Below are 18,114 nucleotides of genomic sequence, written 5' to 3' on the forward strand. Positions count from 1 at the left end.
TTTACTTAATTTGTGTTGCATGGAACATCTTTATTGCAAACTCGTGTTTAAAAATTAAATTTTTCAAGTACTGATTTATTCACTACATTCAGAGGTTTTTCACCGACAAGGAATCTGCGTATCTCGGAAGCCACCTTCACCCGCAGTTCAGGAATAGCATCTTCAGAATTCCAAGCTGCGTGAGGTGTTATGATAACATTCGAAAGCGATGCCAGTTTGGGCTTTTCAATAAACTTTGTATGACCTGCAGGAGGTTCCGCAATTGTTACATCAAGTGCTGCACCTGCAATTTTCTTCTGCTGGCAGGCATTATAAAGTGCTTCTTCATCCACCATAGGACCTCGGGCTGTATTGATCAGATAGGCTGTCGGTTTCATAAGAGAGAGAGTCCTTTCATTAACAAGATTGGTACTCTCCTGCGTTAGCGGCATATGAAGCGAGAGAAAATCTGCATCAGCAAAAAGTTTGTCCAGATCATCATATCTGATTATTCCATTCTTCTCAAAAACTTCTTCCGGAAGATACGGGTCATAACCTATCACTTTGATACCGAAAGGGTGCAGCCTGTTTGCAACCATTCTTCCAATGCCTCCGCATCCTGCCAGAGCAAAAACCTTATTGCGATAGCGAGGCACAGGGTCTGCTATTGACATATCCCACCCGCCCGCTCTTGTCTGATTTACGAGTTCTACGATCTTTCTGGTGATGTCGAGGAAGAGGGCTATCGTATGATCTGCTACCTCTTCCTGACAGTAATCTGGAACATTGCAGACAATAATGCCCATATCTGTTGCAGCATCAAGGTCTACACTATTAGTTCCAATTCCCGTCCGAAGAAGAATTTTGGCATTTTTAAAATATGACAGATTTTTACGGTTCATCGGAGTAAACAGGGCCATTATTGCATCCGCATCTTCACCCTGCATACAGATTTCTTCCGGGCTTCCTCCTTTTGACAGAATAACATCGGCATCAATTTCTTTCAAAATTGATTTTTCAATTTCAAGATCCGGCCAAGTTATATCTGTTGCAAAAACTTTAAATTTGGACATGGATAAATACTTCCTTCCTTATGTATAAAATTTGCTTATTATTCGATATAAAGTTCAGGGTGACGGACGTTGAAAACCTTCAAATGGTCCCGGATTTCCTGAACCTTTTCAGGGTTTATTTCAACAAATATACCTTCTTCTTTATCTGAACCTTCATAAAGAACTTCACCCCAGGGGTCAAGAACCAATGAATGTCCGCCGAAATCAGTACCTTTTGAATTCCCCACTCTATTGCATGCGACAACATACATCATGTTTTCAATAGCACGCGCTTTCAGGAGTGCGATCCAGTGGTCAATACGACAAGTCGGCCATTCAGCTGAGACAAAGAGCACTTTGGCTCCATGAAGAGCGTTGATCCTTAACCATTCGCAAAACCGGATGTCATAACATATAACACAGCCTGCTGTTACTCCTCCTACCTCAAAAAGACATTCCCGTTTTCCGCCGTTCAAATACTTATCTTCATCCATTAACGGAATAAGGTGGACCTTATCATAGTGATTTATATATTCGCCTTTTGGGTTTATTACCTGAGCTCTGTTAACTGAACCTTCCTGAGTTCCGGCAAGAACAGAACCGGCAGCAAACCATACATTGTACTTTTTAGCGAGTTCGCCCAAAAATTTTGCTGCCTGCAGGCCTTCGGGATCAGCATATTTTTCAGCTTCTTCAATTGCATACCCTACATCCCAAATCTCCGGCAGAACAATAAGTGTTTCTGTTTCAGACGGTTTGAAATATTTGCCCATCCATGTCTCAACATTTTTGTAATTTGCATTCCTATCACCGAGCTTGATATCTATTTGAGCAATTCCAACACGCAGCAACCTAATGCCCCCTCTTTAAATCCCCTCAAGTACTCAGGGATCAATCAATATTTTCATGTTGTTACTTTATTTGGTATTCCAAGTTATGTCAAGTACACTGAATACATAAAGAAATATTGTTTTATCTTTAGTACACATATGATAAAAAATTAACAGACTCACTCCTTTGAAGGAAGAGAGAGCCAAGGAATAGATTTCTAACTTGTCGTTATTTGGGAAACAATACTATTTACGATAGATTTACGCGACATGTTTTAGTCGCAGCTTCACACAGTTTGAAAAACCGCACTTCCGCCGGCACATTTCCGGCCGCTTCCTTTGCCACATTACATGCCACACAAAGTCAGTTATAATTTACAATGAATACTCGAACAGACCATTTAGTGTTTTCTTTGAAAATATGATAGGTTATTTTTTAAGGGGGTATGCTTATGATAGAGATTTTTAAAATATGCGGCGTGCTGGCAGGCATACTTATGACTATAGCCGGATTCACTGGTTTTTTCGGTCCCAGCCTTAGAAAAAAGATCAAAGGGCCGGCGGTACTGAGGGTCCACCGCTGGTGCGGGATAGGCGCGGTTGTTTTCGGATTGACGCACGTGATCATTTACTTGCTATATCTTGGATAAAAATACGTAAGGAGGAATTTTGACGATGCGTAAGATCGTGAAGTCACTTTTAACATTGATGATCGTGATCCTTATCTGCAGTCCTGTATTTGCACATCCCGCTGAAAAAATGGAGCTTAAATGGGATGAAACGGCATCTGCTCTGGATGTCTCGATCGTCCATCCGGTCAAAAATACTGTAAAACACTATATAAGCAAGATAGTGGTCTCTGTCGGTGGAAAGGTAATGGAAGAGAGGGTCCTCAAATCCCAGACCGATCCAAAAACAGAACAGGCAGTATTTGAGATCAAAGATCTTAAAAAAGGATCAAAGATAGAGGTAGAGGCGACCTGCAACGTATTTGGAAAACTTAAGGGAAGCATAGTGATCTAACCGCAAGTCATTCATATAAACCACAAAGCGGCTGCCTTCTCGGGCAGCCGCTTTTTTCTGCTGTAATTGCTCTTATTTTACGTTAACGGTGAACATGTCTCCGGGTTGTCCTATGCAGACAACATAGCTGCCTTCAGGCACATAGACCTCTCCATCGTCGGTAATGCTGTCGAAGAGAGCAAGCCTTTCTGACTCCTCTCTCAAAACCATTACCCTGTCCTTTTCGGGTTTTTCGAATGAAAGGATAGAACCGCTGCCTGTCCTGTACCATTCATTGTATCCCTTTTCACCTATCATCACCGAGTTCCGGCCACTCTTTAAAACCTTGGTCTTTTCGGCATCAGAGAAAAGAAATATTCCTGATTTGACCCATAAAGTACCATCGCTTTCGAATATCTCAAGTTCCGACTGGTCCCGGAAAAGAGGCGCAGCATATGTTGCACTGTGGTCATCCTCGACTCTTAGCGGGCTCATAAAGGTCAGGTATCCGGGCAACTCACTGTATGTATCTGAAGATACCATAGCTGTCTCCCTGTATAACTGGATCGAAGGCGTCAGATTTCTGATAAGCCATATTTTATCCTTCATATCCGCCAAAAGTTTCTTTGGTTCTTCCTCCTCTGATACTTTCTGGAACATTAAATTGTCAATTCCATAAAAGGGGTCTTTCTCGGCAATAAAGCATGAAGTATCCCGATTTCTTATAAAGTATCCTCGCAAATCTTTTTCAAACGAGTAGAAAGAGCCTCCGTTATAGACAAAGGACATCAGCACAGGCCCCTCTTTTCCCGCCGGGACTTCATCCCCTTCGGGCAGCAGCTGCAAAACCTCCATTTTCTTTCTCTCCTTGTTAAACCTGATCCTGACAAAGGATCCGCCGTTCGCATAGAGGCCCTGAAAGGCAGAAAGCTCGGACGGGATGATCTCCGGGTCAACGGGCTTTTCTTTTTTCCTCTCTTCGGGGACAGGAAGTCCCTTATCCTTCATAAGAGCATTCAGGACAGGTCTTGTGACTGCTTCGCCGTTCAGCTTTCCTGATATGCTTGCCGCAACAACAAGCCTCTGCTCAGGTAATACCTGCAGTCCGGTGGAGTAAGCTCCGGTGCCTCCGCCCTTTGAATATACTTTTATGCCGTTTTCCTCATATGACGGAAGCAAAGAATAGTCCCAGCCAAAAGAGTCCATTATTACCTGTCCGCGAAGCCCTGCTGAAAAAGGTGTCGGCTGGCTTTTGAGTATTTCTTCGATGGAGCTTTGGGATAGTATTTTTTTCCCTCCCGGGGAGAAGCTGTCGCCAAATCTGCAAAGATCCTCAGCAGTCGAAGAGAGGCCTCCTGCGGCGTGTACAAGGATCACTTCAGGAGGATATTTCTTCCCAGTTTCAGGATCATAAAAATTTGAGATGTTTCCCGCCGACTCACCTATGCTTGCACCGGTGTCCTTCATTCCAAGAGGCTGAAAGACCCTCTTTTCAAGGAAATTTAAAAATTTCTGGCCGGAGACCCTTTCGACGATCATCTCTGCAAGGGTGAATCCGTCATTGCAGTAGATCCCCACAGCGCCAGGGTCATGCTTCAGGTTCGATCTCTTCATCCTTTCAAGCAACATCTCGTAAGGTTCACCTTCAGGATCATATCCAAAGAGAAAAGTCGATCCCGGCAGGCCGGAAGAGTGGTTGAAGAGCATCCTTACAGTTATTTCCCTGTACCTCTGGTCCTTCATTTCAAATTCAGGGATGTATTTCACGACAGGATCGTCGAGGTTGACCTTTCCCTCGTCAACAAGCAGAAGAACAGAAACAGCAACAAACATTTTGCTTGTTGAGCCGATGTTGAACCGTGTTGATCTGTCTACGACTCTGCCTGCCTTTCTGTCAGCAGCACCAAACCCTTCAGAATAGACTATTTTTCCACCGTCCATCACTGCCACAGTTGCAGAACTTCCCTGTCCTGACGTGATGACTTTCCAGACTGCTTCGCGAGCTGCCTCTTTCGTATTTTGATAAGATGTTGATGAGGCCCCCGCTTGAGGTATGGTGATAACGAACATAAAAGTAAATATTAAAAATTCGATAACGATATTTTTAAATTTTGTCATCTTCAACATCTCCTTATATTGATTTACCTGGCAGGAATAATCAAATCTTATTTTTTCAACTTATTTACTATATCCCCTTTAATTTATACATCCTTTTTGCCAAAAATCAAGCTTCTAATTTTAATAAGCATATATTAAACTCTAGTTTCTGAACCTTTCTATTTCTTTATTTTATAGACGTGATATCATAATTTTATCGTTGACCGATCTTGAGACATTACCGGTAAGAAGGGGTGGAGCATCCAATGTCAACAACAGAAGAATTCATGGTCTATCTTACCGATCAACTGAGAGACGCCGGCATAATAACTTACAGGAAAATGTTCGGCGAATATGCTATTTACTGCGATTCCAAAGTTATTGGACTGGTCTGTGACGGGCAGTTTTTTCTTAAAAAAACAGATGCCGGACGTAGGCTTCTTAAAGAAGTATGCGAGGCTCCTGCGTATAATGGTGCAAAACCCTCATTTCTGATAACATCCACTGACGACAGGGAGTATCTGACAAAACTTGTCAGGGCGACCTGCAGTGAATTGCCTTTTCCCAAACAAAAAAAGAAAAAGGTAAAAAATAACTGTCACAACGTGGAGTATGTCTGCTACTGTTCAAAGGTAACAGAAAAAATGATCGCTGAAGCAGTCAGGGATGGAGCCGACTCGCCGGAAAAGGTGATTGCAGCTACAGGCGCTATGAAAAACAGCAACTGCAAAGTCAACAATCCTAAGGGTACCTGATGCTACGGTGAAATAGTCAGGGTGTTTGGAAAACACCTTATAAAACAGGAAGCAAATAAAAGCAAAGAATAAGGAGTGATAATGATGAAAGTAATTGCCCTGAACGGAAGCCCGAGAAAAGAGGGAAACACTGCTTACGCCATTAAGCTGATGGCAGAAGAGCTGAGAAAAGATGGTATAGAAACCGAGATAATAGAGATAGGTCATTTAGCAATTCATGGCTGCACAGGATGCGGCTACTGCACAAATTCAGAAAAGAACGAATGTGTTTTCAAAGATGATCCTGTCAACGAAACGGCTGCAAAGATACGCGGGGCCGACGGACTAATCCTGGCCTCCCCCACTTACTACGCCGGGATAGCCGGTACGATGAAATCATTCCTGGACAGGCTGTTCTATTCAAGTTCCAGACATTTCAAATACAAGGTTGCGACCGCGGTAACAGCCGTAAGGCGTACCGGAGGAATAGACACGCTGCACCAGCTCAACAACTATCTGAGCCTTGCACAGACTGTAACCCCGCCTTCCCAATACTGGACCGTCGTATACGGAAGATCGGAGGGAGAGATGATGCAGGATCTGGAGGGCATGCAGACCATCCGTAAAAATGCAGGGGCTATGGCATGGCTGATAAAGGTCATCAATGAGGGCAAAAAGACCATTCCTCTGCCTGCTGAGGAAAAGCGAGTCTTTACTAATTTCATCCGCTAGTCTTGTCATCCTGACTGCAGAATGGACAAAGATAAAATGAAGAATAACTATTATGCGCAAAGTCTAAACGCCAAAATGTTATGGCAGGTCTATGACACTGCGATACCAAGGATATCCCGGTACCTTGAACAAGAGATAGCCTTTGTACGTGACAGGCTAAAAAAAAATGACGACGTGCTTGAGCTGGCCGCCGGTTATGGCCGGATCATGAAGGAGCTCGCGCCATTTGTGAACAGTATTACCGGCATAGAGATATCCGGCAACAACGTAAGTTTTGGGGAGGAATATCTTAGTGGCATCCCAAATACAGAGTTACTGACGCTGGATGTCCACGATATTGACTACTGCAACCGTTTCGACGCTGTGCTATGCCTCCAGAACGGACTTTCCGCTGTAAGGGCAGATGTCCCGGAGGCTTTTGCAGTAAAAGTAATAAAGGCTCTGAAAAAAGGCGGCAAAGCCTATTTCAGCACTTATCACCCAAATTTCTGGGAACAGAGGGTCGCGTGGTTTCAGGAACAGTCAAGGAAAGGGCTGATCGGAGAGCTCGACATGGAGAAGACAAAAAATGGAGTCATCATTTGCAAAGACGGCTTCCGTGCCACCACACACTCCATAGCCGACCTTGAAAAAATCGGGCGCTCTACGAACTGTCACTGGCAGATATTTGAAGTGGACGATTCAAGCATATTCCTAGTCATTGAGAAATAGAGATGAAAATAGACATGAAAAATGGCTTCGATCAGCGTCGGAGCCATTTTTCATGTCTAACTGTATCTTTTGGTTGTTTCAGTGGTTTCTTTCTTTCAGGAACTGCTTTTTTTGATCCATTTCTTAGAAAGACCTTGGGTAGTTTTTACCTCTTGTTCTTTTGAATTTTAACGCTCTCTTCATAGTTGATTCCACGGCTTCTCTGTTCCGCCATAACAAAATCATAGAGTTCGTCGGAAGCGGCAAGCTTTTCGGGCGCAATAACGCCCTTTTCTTTTATCAGTCCCTTTACGATTGCCTGTGCGAATATCGAGCATGAAAAACCCGTGCAGCGTCCCATAGAGTTTTTCCAGCTCTTCTCGTCAAAGATATCCCAGAGATCCCACGTGTAGGTTACAAAATCCCTTCCTTTGTATCCGGAAACTTCGACCTGCATTATTGTAAGATCCCTGTCGCCCTTTTTCGGCTCCATTTTCCACATTGGAAACAGAAGGTCACAGGCAATATCACGCGGAATTACTTCAACCCCGCCGAGGTTCCGCTTTTCTTCGTCAAATAGTCCCATCTCGCGAAGAAGACGCATCTGTGCCACATGTCCCGGCCATCTCATCGTTCGTTCCTCCATGTTTTTCGCTTTAATGTTTTTTATCAGGGAACGGAGCCCGTCAGTGATGAATGTCTCTAGGAGTCCCGCTTTGGGAAATTCCTTCTCGTAAAGCTCTCCCATCGCCTCGCATACTACAGGGCGGTGGTCCTTTACGTATCTTGCAGGGCGGGTATATTCCTCTATAACATCCGCAGCGGACCAAGTGATCTGATAATTGAAAGGCGGAACAGGTTTATGAGGAATCCCTCCCACGTATATCACTGCATTTTCCACTTCATCCAGAAGATGAGTTCCCCTCCCGATGAGAAAGTTGGACATGCCCGGCGCGACTCCCATATCGGGAACCACAGTGACTCCGTGTTCCTTTGCCAGTCCGTCAAGCTCTTCGAAATCCTCCGGCATAAAGGAGATGTCAGCCATATTTTTACCCGACTTTATGACGATCTCCATCATTTTTCTCCCGAATTTTCCTGGAACTCCGGCAGTCACGATATCCGCATCCCTGACTAACTGGGAAAGGCAAACTGAATCTGTACAGGAACAGACAGCTGTTGTGATTTCAGGGTGATCCTCTCTTATCGATGAAAGCGTGTTTTCGTTAAGATCAACTACAGTTACATCGAAACTCCTGCCCATGTCAGCGGCAATAATACTGCCTACCAGTCCTGCTCCGATCTGAACTGCTTTCATAAGAACACCTCCGCCTGCAGAATATTAACTTTATTTAAGTCTGAATCAGCACCGTAAGTCCCCTGTCATGATCTGCTGTAGTTCCATACGTTTGAATCTTTGAGTGGCTGGGGGTTCCCGGTTATTACTATCCTGTCGTCTTTAAAATCTATTTTTGATATTCTTACAGGGAAAGGGATCCTCTCCCTTTCTATTAGCGGGTTTATTCTTTGAAGAAGCTGTGAAGTCAAGTATTCAGGCTGTTTGACTCCCGCAACGAAGAGCGTGGTGTCTGTTAGACAAAGGCCCTTCTCGTTAAAGGAGAGTTTGGAAAGGACCTCCATCCTTATGTTGAATGTAAAAAGGAATGTTGCAACGTACGATCCTGAGACACGTATGCCGTTCTTTGAAAAATCGCATTCAAGGTTTTTGAATCCCTTAATGTCTTCCATCTCTTTACTCGTGTACTCGGTAAAATCTTTTTCAAGGAGCACGACTTCCCCCCTTGAGTAATGGATCAGGTCTGCAAGCTTGTACTTATGGTTTTCATCATTTTCATTAATTTCGTTTGGAGGCTCTTTCATCATTGCATAGAGTGAAACGCTCTCTATCCTTACACCTTTGATAACTATCCCCGTCGCCTTGGCATAAAGGAAGCTCCCTCCCCCTGTCGCCTGGACTGTAAGTTTTTCAGGGTCGAACTCTTTTACCAGAAGCTTCCCAACTTTTTCTTCTATGCGCTCCTGCGCACCTGATATTGATGGAAAAATAAACAATGCTGCAATGACGAACAAAAAAACAAAAAGGTACGTTGAACGAGCTTTTAAAAGGTCAGCAGAAACGTGCATTATGTCTATCAATCCTCTCTGCAGTCGGCATCTTCGAACATTCTACCACCCAGGAAATACTTCAAATTGGTATTATGTGCAAGAACCATCTCGTAATATTCCATATTTTATTTCTCTGAAGAATCTACATAAAAGTCCATCCAAATGTATATTCTACTCTGAAAATCATCCATTTTATTATTGCTCGTTCAAGTTTTTATGTTTTGATATAGAAACTTTCCTTTACTTAATGATCATGACTTTCATCGACACTCTGATGTAGTTCTCCTTCAATTCTGTCAGATCCGCGTTTTTGAGCCTTATACAGCCCTCTGTGACGTTTTTCCCGATCGAATCCGGATCATGTGTACCATGGATACCTATGCCTTTCCATGGAGTTTTTAATCGGATGAACCAAGGACCGTATGCCCCCTTTATCATGCCCTTGCCATCCCTGAAGTCATGTTTCCAACCTCTTGAATTCTGTATCTGAAATACTTCAAAACTGCCCTCAGGAGTCCTCTTGTCCCCGGGACGCTCTTTCTGTCCCGAATTGTTTCCAACTGCAACAGGGTACTTCCTGATCGTTTCATCGCCCTTCATAACATATAAGGTGTGTTCTCCCTTGACTATCTTCAGCCACAGGGTATCGTTTTTGCAGGAAAGGCCGGGGGATACGCTTTCGGGAGCAGCATGAAGTATCTCATGCCCTGATGAGAGAATGATGAAAATTGAGAGAGGGATCAGGCAAATAAGTTTGAGTAATCTCAAGGTGCTTTTATTGTTATCCATGGGATCTTCCTGTACTCCTCTACTATGAAAACATAAAAGCCGTGGCCTTTTTCACCCCTGTCCCGGGCAGCCTCTGCAGAATGATCGCCTGCATCATGCGCAGAGATCAAAAGCCTTGGGTCGGTTATGGCAGACACATGCTTAGCTCCCCTATGAAGCTGTCTTTCTGATCTTGATTACCGATCTGTTTGCAATGGACTCCCAAGGCACCTTCTTAACCGATGACTTCTATGACAATTTTAACATCTCCACTGCCCCTTGTTTTAAAGGGATCGCCTGATAAAGTTAATTCACCGATGTAAAGAGGTGTCGTGTGAGGTAAAATATTATATATGCAAAGGTCACGAAATGGAGGGCAGCATTATGTACAAGTTCAAAGCACGGTTTATTAAGAGTTTAATTTTTACGCTGGCTTCACTCGTCATCCTTGGGGTCCCATTACCATCACATTCTGAGATCCTACAGAGCAGATCATTGCTTGGCATGTATATTTCAGGTCAGGAAAGGCTGATAGTAAGAGAGAACAATGGAATACTTGAGGTCCTCTGCGATACTGAGAAGGAAGAGGAAAAAATGTTTAGTACATATACAAGTTTTCCGCTCATACAAACAGGGGGAAATAAGTACTTATTATTGAACAACAGTCCGATGAAAAATGAACGGCTGAAAACCGAGTTCACCATAGATGCAGGTGGCAATGGATCTTCTCTGCTTGTCGCCGGAAAAGAATTCCAGAGAAAATTTTTCGACGTTGAAAGGGGCAGGACATTCAAGATCAAGCCCCTCATGGGAGAAGAGGTGCTTAGGAAACGCGCACTGGCTGCCGAGCCTCCTGCTGAGCCCGGAGAATTTTTTAAACCGGACCTCATCGAGCTGATAAGCATAGACCCCACAATAAAAACAGATATCCGTTACGCAACAGAGAATAACTTCATGGGTATCCGCCTCTATGATCAGCCGCGTGCTTTTCTTCAAAGGGAAGCTGCAGCTGCCTTGGTAATGGCAAACAGCAAATTTTCTAAATATGGTTACGGACTGATCGTCTACGACGCATACAGACCCTGGTACGTGACAAAGATGTTTTATGATGCCACACCTGACCACCAAAAGGATTTTGTGGCAAACCCGTCACAGGGTTCAAGACACAACCGAGGAGGCGCTGTGGACGTTGGACTCTACGAGCTCAAAACTGGCAAAACGCTTGATATGGGAAGCGGATATGATGAATTTTCAATTCGAGCCCACCCTGATTATCCGGGAGGAACATCTGAGCAACGAGAGCTGCGGGATAAGCTTCGTGTAATAATGGAAGGAGAGGGTTTCAAGGTCTTTCACAACGAATGGTGGCATTTCGACTACCGGAAGTGGAAGAAATATCCGATCATGAACCTGAGATTCGAGGAAATATGAATTATTTCCGGTTCATAATTGCACTAAGGAGGGATGAGCATGTTTGAATTCATCGACAGGATCATCAAAGCGGCCAACAGGTATACGTTCTGGGACTACTTCTTCCTTAAAACTACGGTCCTTGTTTTTGGTATATTGATAGGCACATATTTCGCAAGCTTTTTTATTGACCACACGCTCTTCCTGTGGCTGGTATTTCTTGTGACATATGTTTACATAATGTACAGGACTTTTATCAAGCACATGAAATGATGATCAGTCCAGAAAGTAATGGCAAACTAAAGAGGCACCCCAAAGGGGATGCCTCTTTAGTTAATAATTTAGGATCAAAAGCATATATTTCTTTTGTTTATGATCAGTCTTCTATTCCGGCGTACTCTTTGGCTTTTTCCAAAGCCTTGAGCAACTGCTTTTCATACTTGGCCGGCACATCAAAACTTTTGAGCTTTTCCATATTGAAGATCTGCGCCTGATCCATGCTGCCAGCGGAAAATCTGCCTCCACCGCCACCACCTTTTGACCTTTTGCGGATTTTTTCAAGCTCGGAATTCAGAGCCCTCAATACCTCTTTTGCCATAGTTCTTGAAGGGTGCTTCGAGTCTTTGCACAGTTCTCTTATCTCTTCGTTGATCCTTTTTGCTTCATCGTACAGCATAATATATTCTCCTGTTCTCAACAGGGAAAAGCCAGTTGTTTTTGCCTTCTGCCTAAACCCCTTATCGTTCCAGCTTAATTTTTTCAACCTATCTATTATAAACTTCCTTGATGTAAAAATGGAGTACCGTCTTTTTAGGATACCATATTTCTCTTACTTTTTCATTTTTATCGGACAATATCTGAAAATTCAGGGTAAAAAAAGATGAGAGATCTATTATAAGACCTCCCATCCTTATACGTTCCTGTCCGTTTTTATTTTATAAAAAACGGGCAACCAGCGCGCCTTAATTTTTAAAGCTGGATCTCAAATCTTTTCTCTGCTCCGTTTCTGGAGATCGATAATGTTATCAATGACTTTGACTGGTGTCTGTTTGAAATGTAGTCCATGAACCAGACTGGATCGAAGTTTCTGGTTTCATATACATCCACCTTCAGCAATACATCTCCCGGCCTTATGCCGGCATAGTATGCCGCAGTCCCCTTGCCGACTTCCCTGATGATCATATGTCCGGAAGGGCTTCGCATCGTTCTTTCAAGTTCAAACCCGGCATATTGCAGGGTATCTCCCTGATCAGATACGATAATCGCAGCAGGAGTATAGCTTGGGGCTACAGGTACCTGACGGATTCCCTCCGAAGGAGCCGGTATTGCCTGGCCTGCGGGCCCGGAATAATAATCGCTCTCCTCCGCTGAAAGTGAATATTCCGGAACTGATATGCGGACATATACCTTTCTGTTCTCAGGAAGGAAAGTATAAGAGATCTGACTGCCATCATATAAACCCGTGACTTTTAATACCTGCAGTCCACTCCTTTTGTCAATATTTGTCCTCTTTCCCTCTCCATCCCAGGTTTTCGCAATAAGTGCAGCAGCCTGTTCTGCTCCAAACTCTGAAGCCATTTTTGAAGCACGGTCTGCCTCTGTTTTTGCGTTTTCACTTATTCTTGTCTTAATGTCGCTTATCTGTCTTTCACGCTCATAACTGTTGGAATAGGAATAGTCGTTCCTGCTTGGGTTTGAAAATGGGGCATTCGCAGACGGGGAATACTGCGGGGTCCTGTTCATGTTTGAAACCATTGCTCCTATGAGCAATCCTGCTCCAAGACTGATCCATATGTCATTGTTATTGTAGTACCTATAGTTCCTGTAGCGGGGATAGTCGTAATATCCCGGCCGAAAGTAAGGACGGAATATCGGTCTTGGCGGAGGTCCCGGGTGATGCCCTGGCCTGTGTCCGGAATAAGGTGCCGCCTGTGCCGCAGGTACAGCAAACAGACATATCATCACTGCGATAGAAATTATTCGTGACTTCATCTTCAAAACACCCCTTTGCAGCAAAGCCATAAAATGGCATAGACAATTAAAATCAACATGCCACTCTTCGAATATATCTCACTGTTATCTATATATTTTATGACAGAAATGTGTGATTTTTGTGTGGATTTTGTGTTAGCGTTTCAAAAAATATAAATATCTGTTTTTCTGCAAAAACCCGCTGCAGCTCCTGTTCTTTTTTATAGATCATTGAGGCCTTTTACAACAAAACAGCGATGCTTACTTTAAAACATATTATTGTTTTTTGTAATGTCTTTTTCTTTAGAAAAGATAAAAGTATTACTACGACTATTATTTATATCATTAACTGATCATATTTTATTTTTTAAGCGGTGTTTACTGTTGACGTTGTTCTTCAAGTACTGTAATTTATAATAAATAACTTCACGGCTGCAAAAAAAGGAAGATAAATATATTATGAATCGCAATCTGCATGACCGGCACAAAGAAAACTCCTTTGTCAATTCAGCCTATGACTCTATGTTCCACTTTACAGAAGAGGCCATAGCCTTATTTGATACTGACCTTAACATTGTCAGATCAAACAAACATTTTGATGACCTTGCGCTCCTCTATTCAGCGGCACAAAAACAAGGAAGTATTTTTGACCTGATAACAGACAAAGATGACAACAGAAGCTTTTTATCAGTATTTGATGATAAGATTCTGAATAAGGAGATCACTCTAAAAAGCCCCCAGGGAGAAGATATTCGTATTCTTCAGGTAAGAATGGGCCCGATAAAAGATAACGGAAAAATTATCGGAGGTTATTCAATATTTATTGACATTACCGAGTTCAGAAACAGAGAAAACCTGCTCAATAAGCGCTATATACTAATATGTAACCTGGTCGATAATGCCAACCTCGGGATCGTAATCATCGGACAGGATCACAAAGTGATAGAATCCAACGATCGTTTTTGTGAAATGATCGGATACTCACAAAACGAGATAACTGATCTCCATTCATGGGATTGGGAATATCTTATTGATGAAAATACGATAAGGCAGGGGTTCGCCGACCTCTCAGAGATCCACTCCACTTTTGATACTATCCACAAAAGAAAAGACGGTACAACCTATCATGCTGCTGTCTCCGCCTCCGGCTCAGATGTTTTTGGTGACGGAAAGGACGTTATAATGTGCATCAGTGAAGATATCAGCGCAAAAAAAGAAATGGAAGAAAAACTGAGACTCAGCGAGACAAAATTCAGAACCTACATAGAAAATGCTGCAGATATGATCCTGACTGTGGACAGTGACGAAAAGATCAGTTATATCTCTCCTAACTGTGAAAAAATATGCGGTTTCAAACCAGAGGACCTCACTCACAAAAACATTTTTGAATTTTTCATGGCTAAAAAGAATGAGTCTGACGAAGACAAAAATCCATTCAGCTCAGCCTTCAAGAGCGATAAGATCGAATATCGTACTTTTAAAATAAAGCACAGTGACGGCTTTTTACACTGGTACGGAGTAACTATTTCCAAGACAAGCGATGTTAACGGCAAGGATATTCTTATCTGCAACACCAGGAATATCGACCAAAGCATAGAAAAAGAAAAGAAACTTGTACATTTAAGTCTCTATGATCATCTTACAGGTATTCCTAACAGGGCCTTTTTCGATGCTATGTTGGAAAGATCTCAGGTGAGCCGCCATAGACCTTTGTCGCTTCTCATGTGCGACCTTGATTATCTGAAAACGATAAACGACACTTATGGTCATGCAAAGGGAGATGAAGTACTCCAAAAAACTGCACAGCTCCTCCAGTCATCTTTGCGCAAAGAAGATTTTATCGCAAGGATAGGCGGAGACGAATTTGCTGTCATTCTCCCGGGAGCAGACAACAAAGAAGCGCTGGTTGTTATCGAAAGAATATCCGAGACTTTCAACGATTACAATTCAGACAAGAGCGGTTTAGCAATCAACATATCGATCGGTTTTTCAACTGTAAAAGACACCGAAACTTCATTAGAGGATGCCCTATGCAAAGCAGACATGAAAATGTACAGTCGCAAACAGGTGAATAAATCACTCGCCGAGCTTTGACGCACTATTCACAAGCTCCTTTTTGTAATATAATTTAACGGTTTCTTCAATATATCACCATCCTGCAAACAACTTGGGTGATTTTATTTATGTTTAAAAAGACGGTAGGATCTATGCGCCTGAACAACAGTGCTTTTAATAAATATTTTTTGGCGGCTTCATTGATATTTTTTATTTTTGCAGCTAACCACATCTACAGCACCTGGAAAGAATACATGGCCAGGGAGTTGTCTTATGCCGTAATACTGGCGAAATCAACAGGAGCTTTTATATCTCAGGACCAGATCTCTTCCCTATATCAAACAAACGACCTTGAACATAATGACCGGTACATATTTTTAAAAAAGAGCTTACAAAAGCTGGAGAACTCTGTTCCCCAAGTTTCATCCGCATACCTTCTTACAAAAAAAGACGGTAAGTTACACTACCTTGTTGATTCTGGAAACAGGGAAGAGATGAACAACGCTGCGGATACAACTATCTTCCCTGATGAAAAAGAAGAGCACATTCTGCAGTTCTTTGAAGGAGAGACTCCCTCTCCCGCTGCTTCTGTCCACAATGACGGGGAAATAACCAGCGTATATGCCCCTTTACTGGATGACATAGAAGGTGATGCCGCAGCCGTTATTGGCATAGATTATTACACTAAAAATCTCAGGGCAGAGGCAATGAAGAGGGTCTTAAGTTCAACTATGACTGTCCTGGTACTCTTTATACTCCTTCTCGCTGGTTACATGATCATCATCAAAAATGTCTGTATACAGTCTATCGGTGAAAAACTGCAGGAAAGCGAGTACCTTCTGAAAAATGTCTTCCAGAGGATACCTGTTGGTATAGCAGCAGGTAACAGGTTCGGGAATTTCTCTGAGATAAACCCAACCTTTGAGAAGATAATCGGATGGTCAAAGGAGCAACTTAAAGGCTGTGACTGGAAAAAAATTACACATCCGGATGACCTGTCCCGAAATATCGAAAAATACGAAAAGTTCACTAAAGGAGAGCTCAGCGAATACTCTATTGAAAAAAGAGTTATGAGATCTGACGGCTCATACTCCTGGATTAGCTTCGAAGTAGCGGCTCTTGCCGAAGCCGGGGAAGATGACCGGCTGTACATGTGGATCATCCAGGACATAAATGAGAGAAAGATAGCAAAAGAGGCCCTGGAAGAAAGTGAAAGGAGCAAATCTGTGCTTCTTTCAAACCTGCCCGGAATGGCTTACAGATGCCTTTATGACAGAAAGTGGACTCTGCTTTTCGTTTCAGAAGGATGCTATGAACTAACAGGATACAGACCGGAAAACCTGGTAAACAGCAAAGACCTATCCTTTAATGACCTTATCAAAGAAGAGTACAGGGAGATGCTCTGGCTTGAATGGGGAAGGATCCTCGCACAGCACAGCACCTTCAGGAGCGAATACTTCATAACAACTGCGTCAGGAGAGAGCAAATGGGTGCTTGAAACAGGACAGGGCGTTTATGGCCGCGACGGAAGCGTAGAAGCAATAGAAGGGATAATCATCGATATATCAAACCTCAAGAAAAAAGAGGAAGAGATCCAGTACATAAATGATCACGATCATCTTACAGACTTGTACAACAGACAGTATTTTGAGAAAAAACTGTCTGATATGAACAGAAAAGAATACCTGCCTCTCTCTGTCCTGATAGCCGACATAAACGGACTTCACCTAATAAATGAGGCTTTCGGACAGTATGAGGGTGACCTGGTAATAACAAAATCAGCAAGGATCATCCAGAGCTGCAGCAGGAAAAAGGATATCACCGCCAGGATAGGCGGAGATGAATTTGGGATCATAATGCCGCAGACCGGTAACGCGGAAGCTCACAAACTGCTCGACATAATTAAAGAGGCATGTGTCAGATACAATGAGAACAACAGATCTAAATCGCCGGAAATAAATATATCTATGGGTTACTCCACAATAGAGGAAGAGCTCGTGCTTGTCGAAGAAATGTTAAAAACTGCCAATGAATATTTGAGAAACAGAAAACTTTTTTCACAGCAGAGCTCTTACAGCGACATAATCTCATCCATCATGACAACAGTTTACGAAAAATCACAGGAGACTGAAAAGCACGCAGAGCGACTTGCAGAACTCTCCACAAGGACCGGCAGGATGCTCAACCTCATGGAGAAGGACCTTGGAGAGCTCCAGCTTTTGGGAATGCTCCACGATATTGGCAAGATCGGAATTGATGATAAGATCCTGAACAAACCCGGAAAGCTGACCGAAGAAGAATGGATCGTTATGAAAAAACATCCTGAAATAGGCTATCGAATTGCAAGGGCATCACATAAGCTGTCAAGAATTGCCGATTACATCCTTTCGCATCACGAAAGGTGGGATGGAATGGGATATCCGAGAGGGTTGAAGGGCGAGGATATACCTCTCCTTTCCAGGATACTTTCTGTCGCTGACGCTTACGACGCCATGACTGAAGACAGAATATACCGCAAAGCACTGTCCAAAGAAGAGGCCATAGAAGAAATCAGGCGAAACTCAGGAAGCCAGTTTGATCCTATTATCGCGAACATATTCATCGAGAGCGTCCTTGGGGAAGAAAAAAACTGATCCCAGGGAAAAATTGAATTTAGCTTCACTTCAC

Annotated in this window: 17 protein-coding genes; 9 read left to right on the forward strand and 8 right to left on the reverse strand. The window is 43.0% G+C overall.

Annotated elements, in window-relative coordinates; translation table 11 throughout:
- Nucleotides 1–47 precede the first annotated feature (47 nt).
- Nucleotides 48–1,052, reverse strand: coding sequence for a C-terminal binding protein (locus tag CVV54_01410; GenBank protein PKL05500.1), 1,005 nt, complete (start codon nucleotides 1,050–1,052; stop codon nucleotides 48–50).
- A 38-nt stretch (nucleotides 1,053–1,090) separates the two neighbouring features.
- Entirely contained in the window at nucleotides 1,091–1,882 is a 792-nt protein-coding gene (locus CVV54_01415; protein PKL05501.1) for a carbon-nitrogen hydrolase, read from the reverse strand.
- 431 nt (nucleotides 1,883–2,313) lie between these two features.
- On the opposite strand from CVV54_01415, the gene CVV54_01420 reads away from it, so the two are divergent.
- Complete coding sequence (locus CVV54_01420) at nucleotides 2,314–2,511, forward strand: hypothetical protein (protein ID PKL05502.1); 198 nt, start codon at nucleotides 2,314–2,316, stop codon at nucleotides 2,509–2,511.
- 25 nt (nucleotides 2,512–2,536) lie between these two features.
- A complete protein-coding gene (locus CVV54_01425) occupies nucleotides 2,537–2,884 on the forward strand; it encodes a hypothetical protein (protein PKL05503.1) in 348 nt (115 codons plus the stop codon).
- A 72-nt stretch (nucleotides 2,885–2,956) separates the two neighbouring features.
- On the opposite strand, the gene CVV54_01430 is transcribed toward CVV54_01425, so the two are convergent.
- Nucleotides 2,957–4,990 carry a hypothetical protein gene (locus CVV54_01430; GenBank protein PKL05504.1) on the reverse strand — a complete coding sequence of 678 codons (2,034 nt, stop codon included), beginning with the start codon at nucleotides 4,988–4,990 and terminating at the stop codon, nucleotides 2,957–2,959.
- 236 nt (nucleotides 4,991–5,226) lie between these two features.
- On the opposite strand from CVV54_01430, the gene CVV54_01435 reads away from it, so the two are divergent.
- The 3 genes from CVV54_01435 to CVV54_01445 all read left to right on the forward strand — a co-directional run bounded on the left by CVV54_01435 (nucleotide 5,227) and on the right by CVV54_01445 (nucleotide 7,137).
- Nucleotides 5,227–5,715, forward strand: a complete 489-nt coding sequence (locus CVV54_01435; GenBank protein ID PKL05505.1) for a hypothetical protein — start codon at nucleotides 5,227–5,229, stop codon at nucleotides 5,713–5,715.
- Between the two features lie 84 nt (nucleotides 5,716–5,799).
- On the forward strand, nucleotides 5,800–6,426 hold the full coding sequence (locus CVV54_01440) for a flavodoxin family protein (GenBank protein PKL05506.1): 627 nt from the start codon (nucleotides 5,800–5,802) through the stop codon (nucleotides 6,424–6,426).
- Nucleotides 6,427–6,462: 36 nt separating this feature from the next.
- Nucleotides 6,463–7,137: a class I SAM-dependent methyltransferase gene (locus CVV54_01445; protein PKL05507.1), complete on the forward strand. Its 675-nt coding sequence runs from the start codon at nucleotides 6,463–6,465 to the stop codon at nucleotides 7,135–7,137.
- A gap of 145 nt (nucleotides 7,138–7,282) precedes the next feature.
- On the opposite strand, the gene CVV54_01450 is transcribed toward CVV54_01445, so the two are convergent.
- From CVV54_01450 to CVV54_01460, 3 genes are all read right to left on the reverse strand, one after another.
- Nucleotides 7,283–8,434, reverse strand: a complete 1,152-nt coding sequence (locus tag CVV54_01450; GenBank protein PKL05508.1) for a saccharopine dehydrogenase — start codon at nucleotides 8,432–8,434, stop codon at nucleotides 7,283–7,285.
- Between the two features lie 65 nt (nucleotides 8,435–8,499).
- On the reverse strand, nucleotides 8,500–9,273 hold the full coding sequence (locus CVV54_01455) for a hypothetical protein (protein PKL05509.1): 774 nt from the start codon (nucleotides 9,271–9,273) through the stop codon (nucleotides 8,500–8,502).
- 210 nt (nucleotides 9,274–9,483) lie between these two features.
- The gene (locus tag CVV54_01460) at nucleotides 9,484–10,032 is read right to left on the reverse strand and encodes a hypothetical protein (protein ID PKL05510.1); all 549 of its coding nucleotides are present in this window, start codon (nucleotides 10,030–10,032) and stop codon (nucleotides 9,484–9,486) included.
- Nucleotides 10,033–10,818: 786 nt separating this feature from the next.
- Between CVV54_01460 and CVV54_01465 the strand changes: the two genes are divergently transcribed.
- Complete coding sequence (locus CVV54_01465; GenBank protein PKL05624.1) at nucleotides 10,819–11,442, forward strand: D-alanyl-D-alanine dipeptidase; 624 nt, start codon at nucleotides 10,819–10,821, stop codon at nucleotides 11,440–11,442.
- Nucleotides 11,443–11,481: 39 nt separating this feature from the next.
- Complete coding sequence (locus CVV54_01470) at nucleotides 11,482–11,694, forward strand: hypothetical protein (protein PKL05511.1); 213 nt, start codon at nucleotides 11,482–11,484, stop codon at nucleotides 11,692–11,694.
- A 103-nt stretch (nucleotides 11,695–11,797) separates the two neighbouring features.
- Here the strand turns inward: CVV54_01470 and CVV54_01475 are convergent, their stop codons facing one another.
- Both CVV54_01475 and CVV54_01480 read right to left on the reverse strand, forming a co-directional pair.
- Entirely contained in the window at nucleotides 11,798–12,097 is a 300-nt protein-coding gene (locus CVV54_01475) for a hypothetical protein (protein ID PKL05512.1), read from the reverse strand.
- 293 nt (nucleotides 12,098–12,390) lie between these two features.
- Nucleotides 12,391–13,413, reverse strand: a complete 1,023-nt coding sequence (locus tag CVV54_01480; GenBank protein ID PKL05513.1) for a hypothetical protein — start codon at nucleotides 13,411–13,413, stop codon at nucleotides 12,391–12,393.
- 438 nt (nucleotides 13,414–13,851) lie between these two features.
- On the opposite strand from CVV54_01480, the gene CVV54_01485 reads away from it, so the two are divergent.
- Nucleotides 13,852–15,486, forward strand: a complete 1,635-nt coding sequence (locus CVV54_01485; protein ID PKL05514.1) for a hypothetical protein — start codon at nucleotides 13,852–13,854, stop codon at nucleotides 15,484–15,486.
- 89 nt (nucleotides 15,487–15,575) lie between these two features.
- On the forward strand, nucleotides 15,576–18,080 hold the full coding sequence (locus tag CVV54_01490) for a hypothetical protein (GenBank protein PKL05515.1): 2,505 nt from the start codon (nucleotides 15,576–15,578) through the stop codon (nucleotides 18,078–18,080).
- Nucleotides 18,081–18,114: the final 34 nt, after the last annotated feature.

The sequence above is a fragment of the Synergistetes bacterium HGW-Synergistetes-1 genome, assembly GCA_002839185.1.
Taxonomy (GTDB): domain Bacteria; phylum Synergistota; class Synergistia; order Synergistales; family Synergistaceae; genus Caenicola.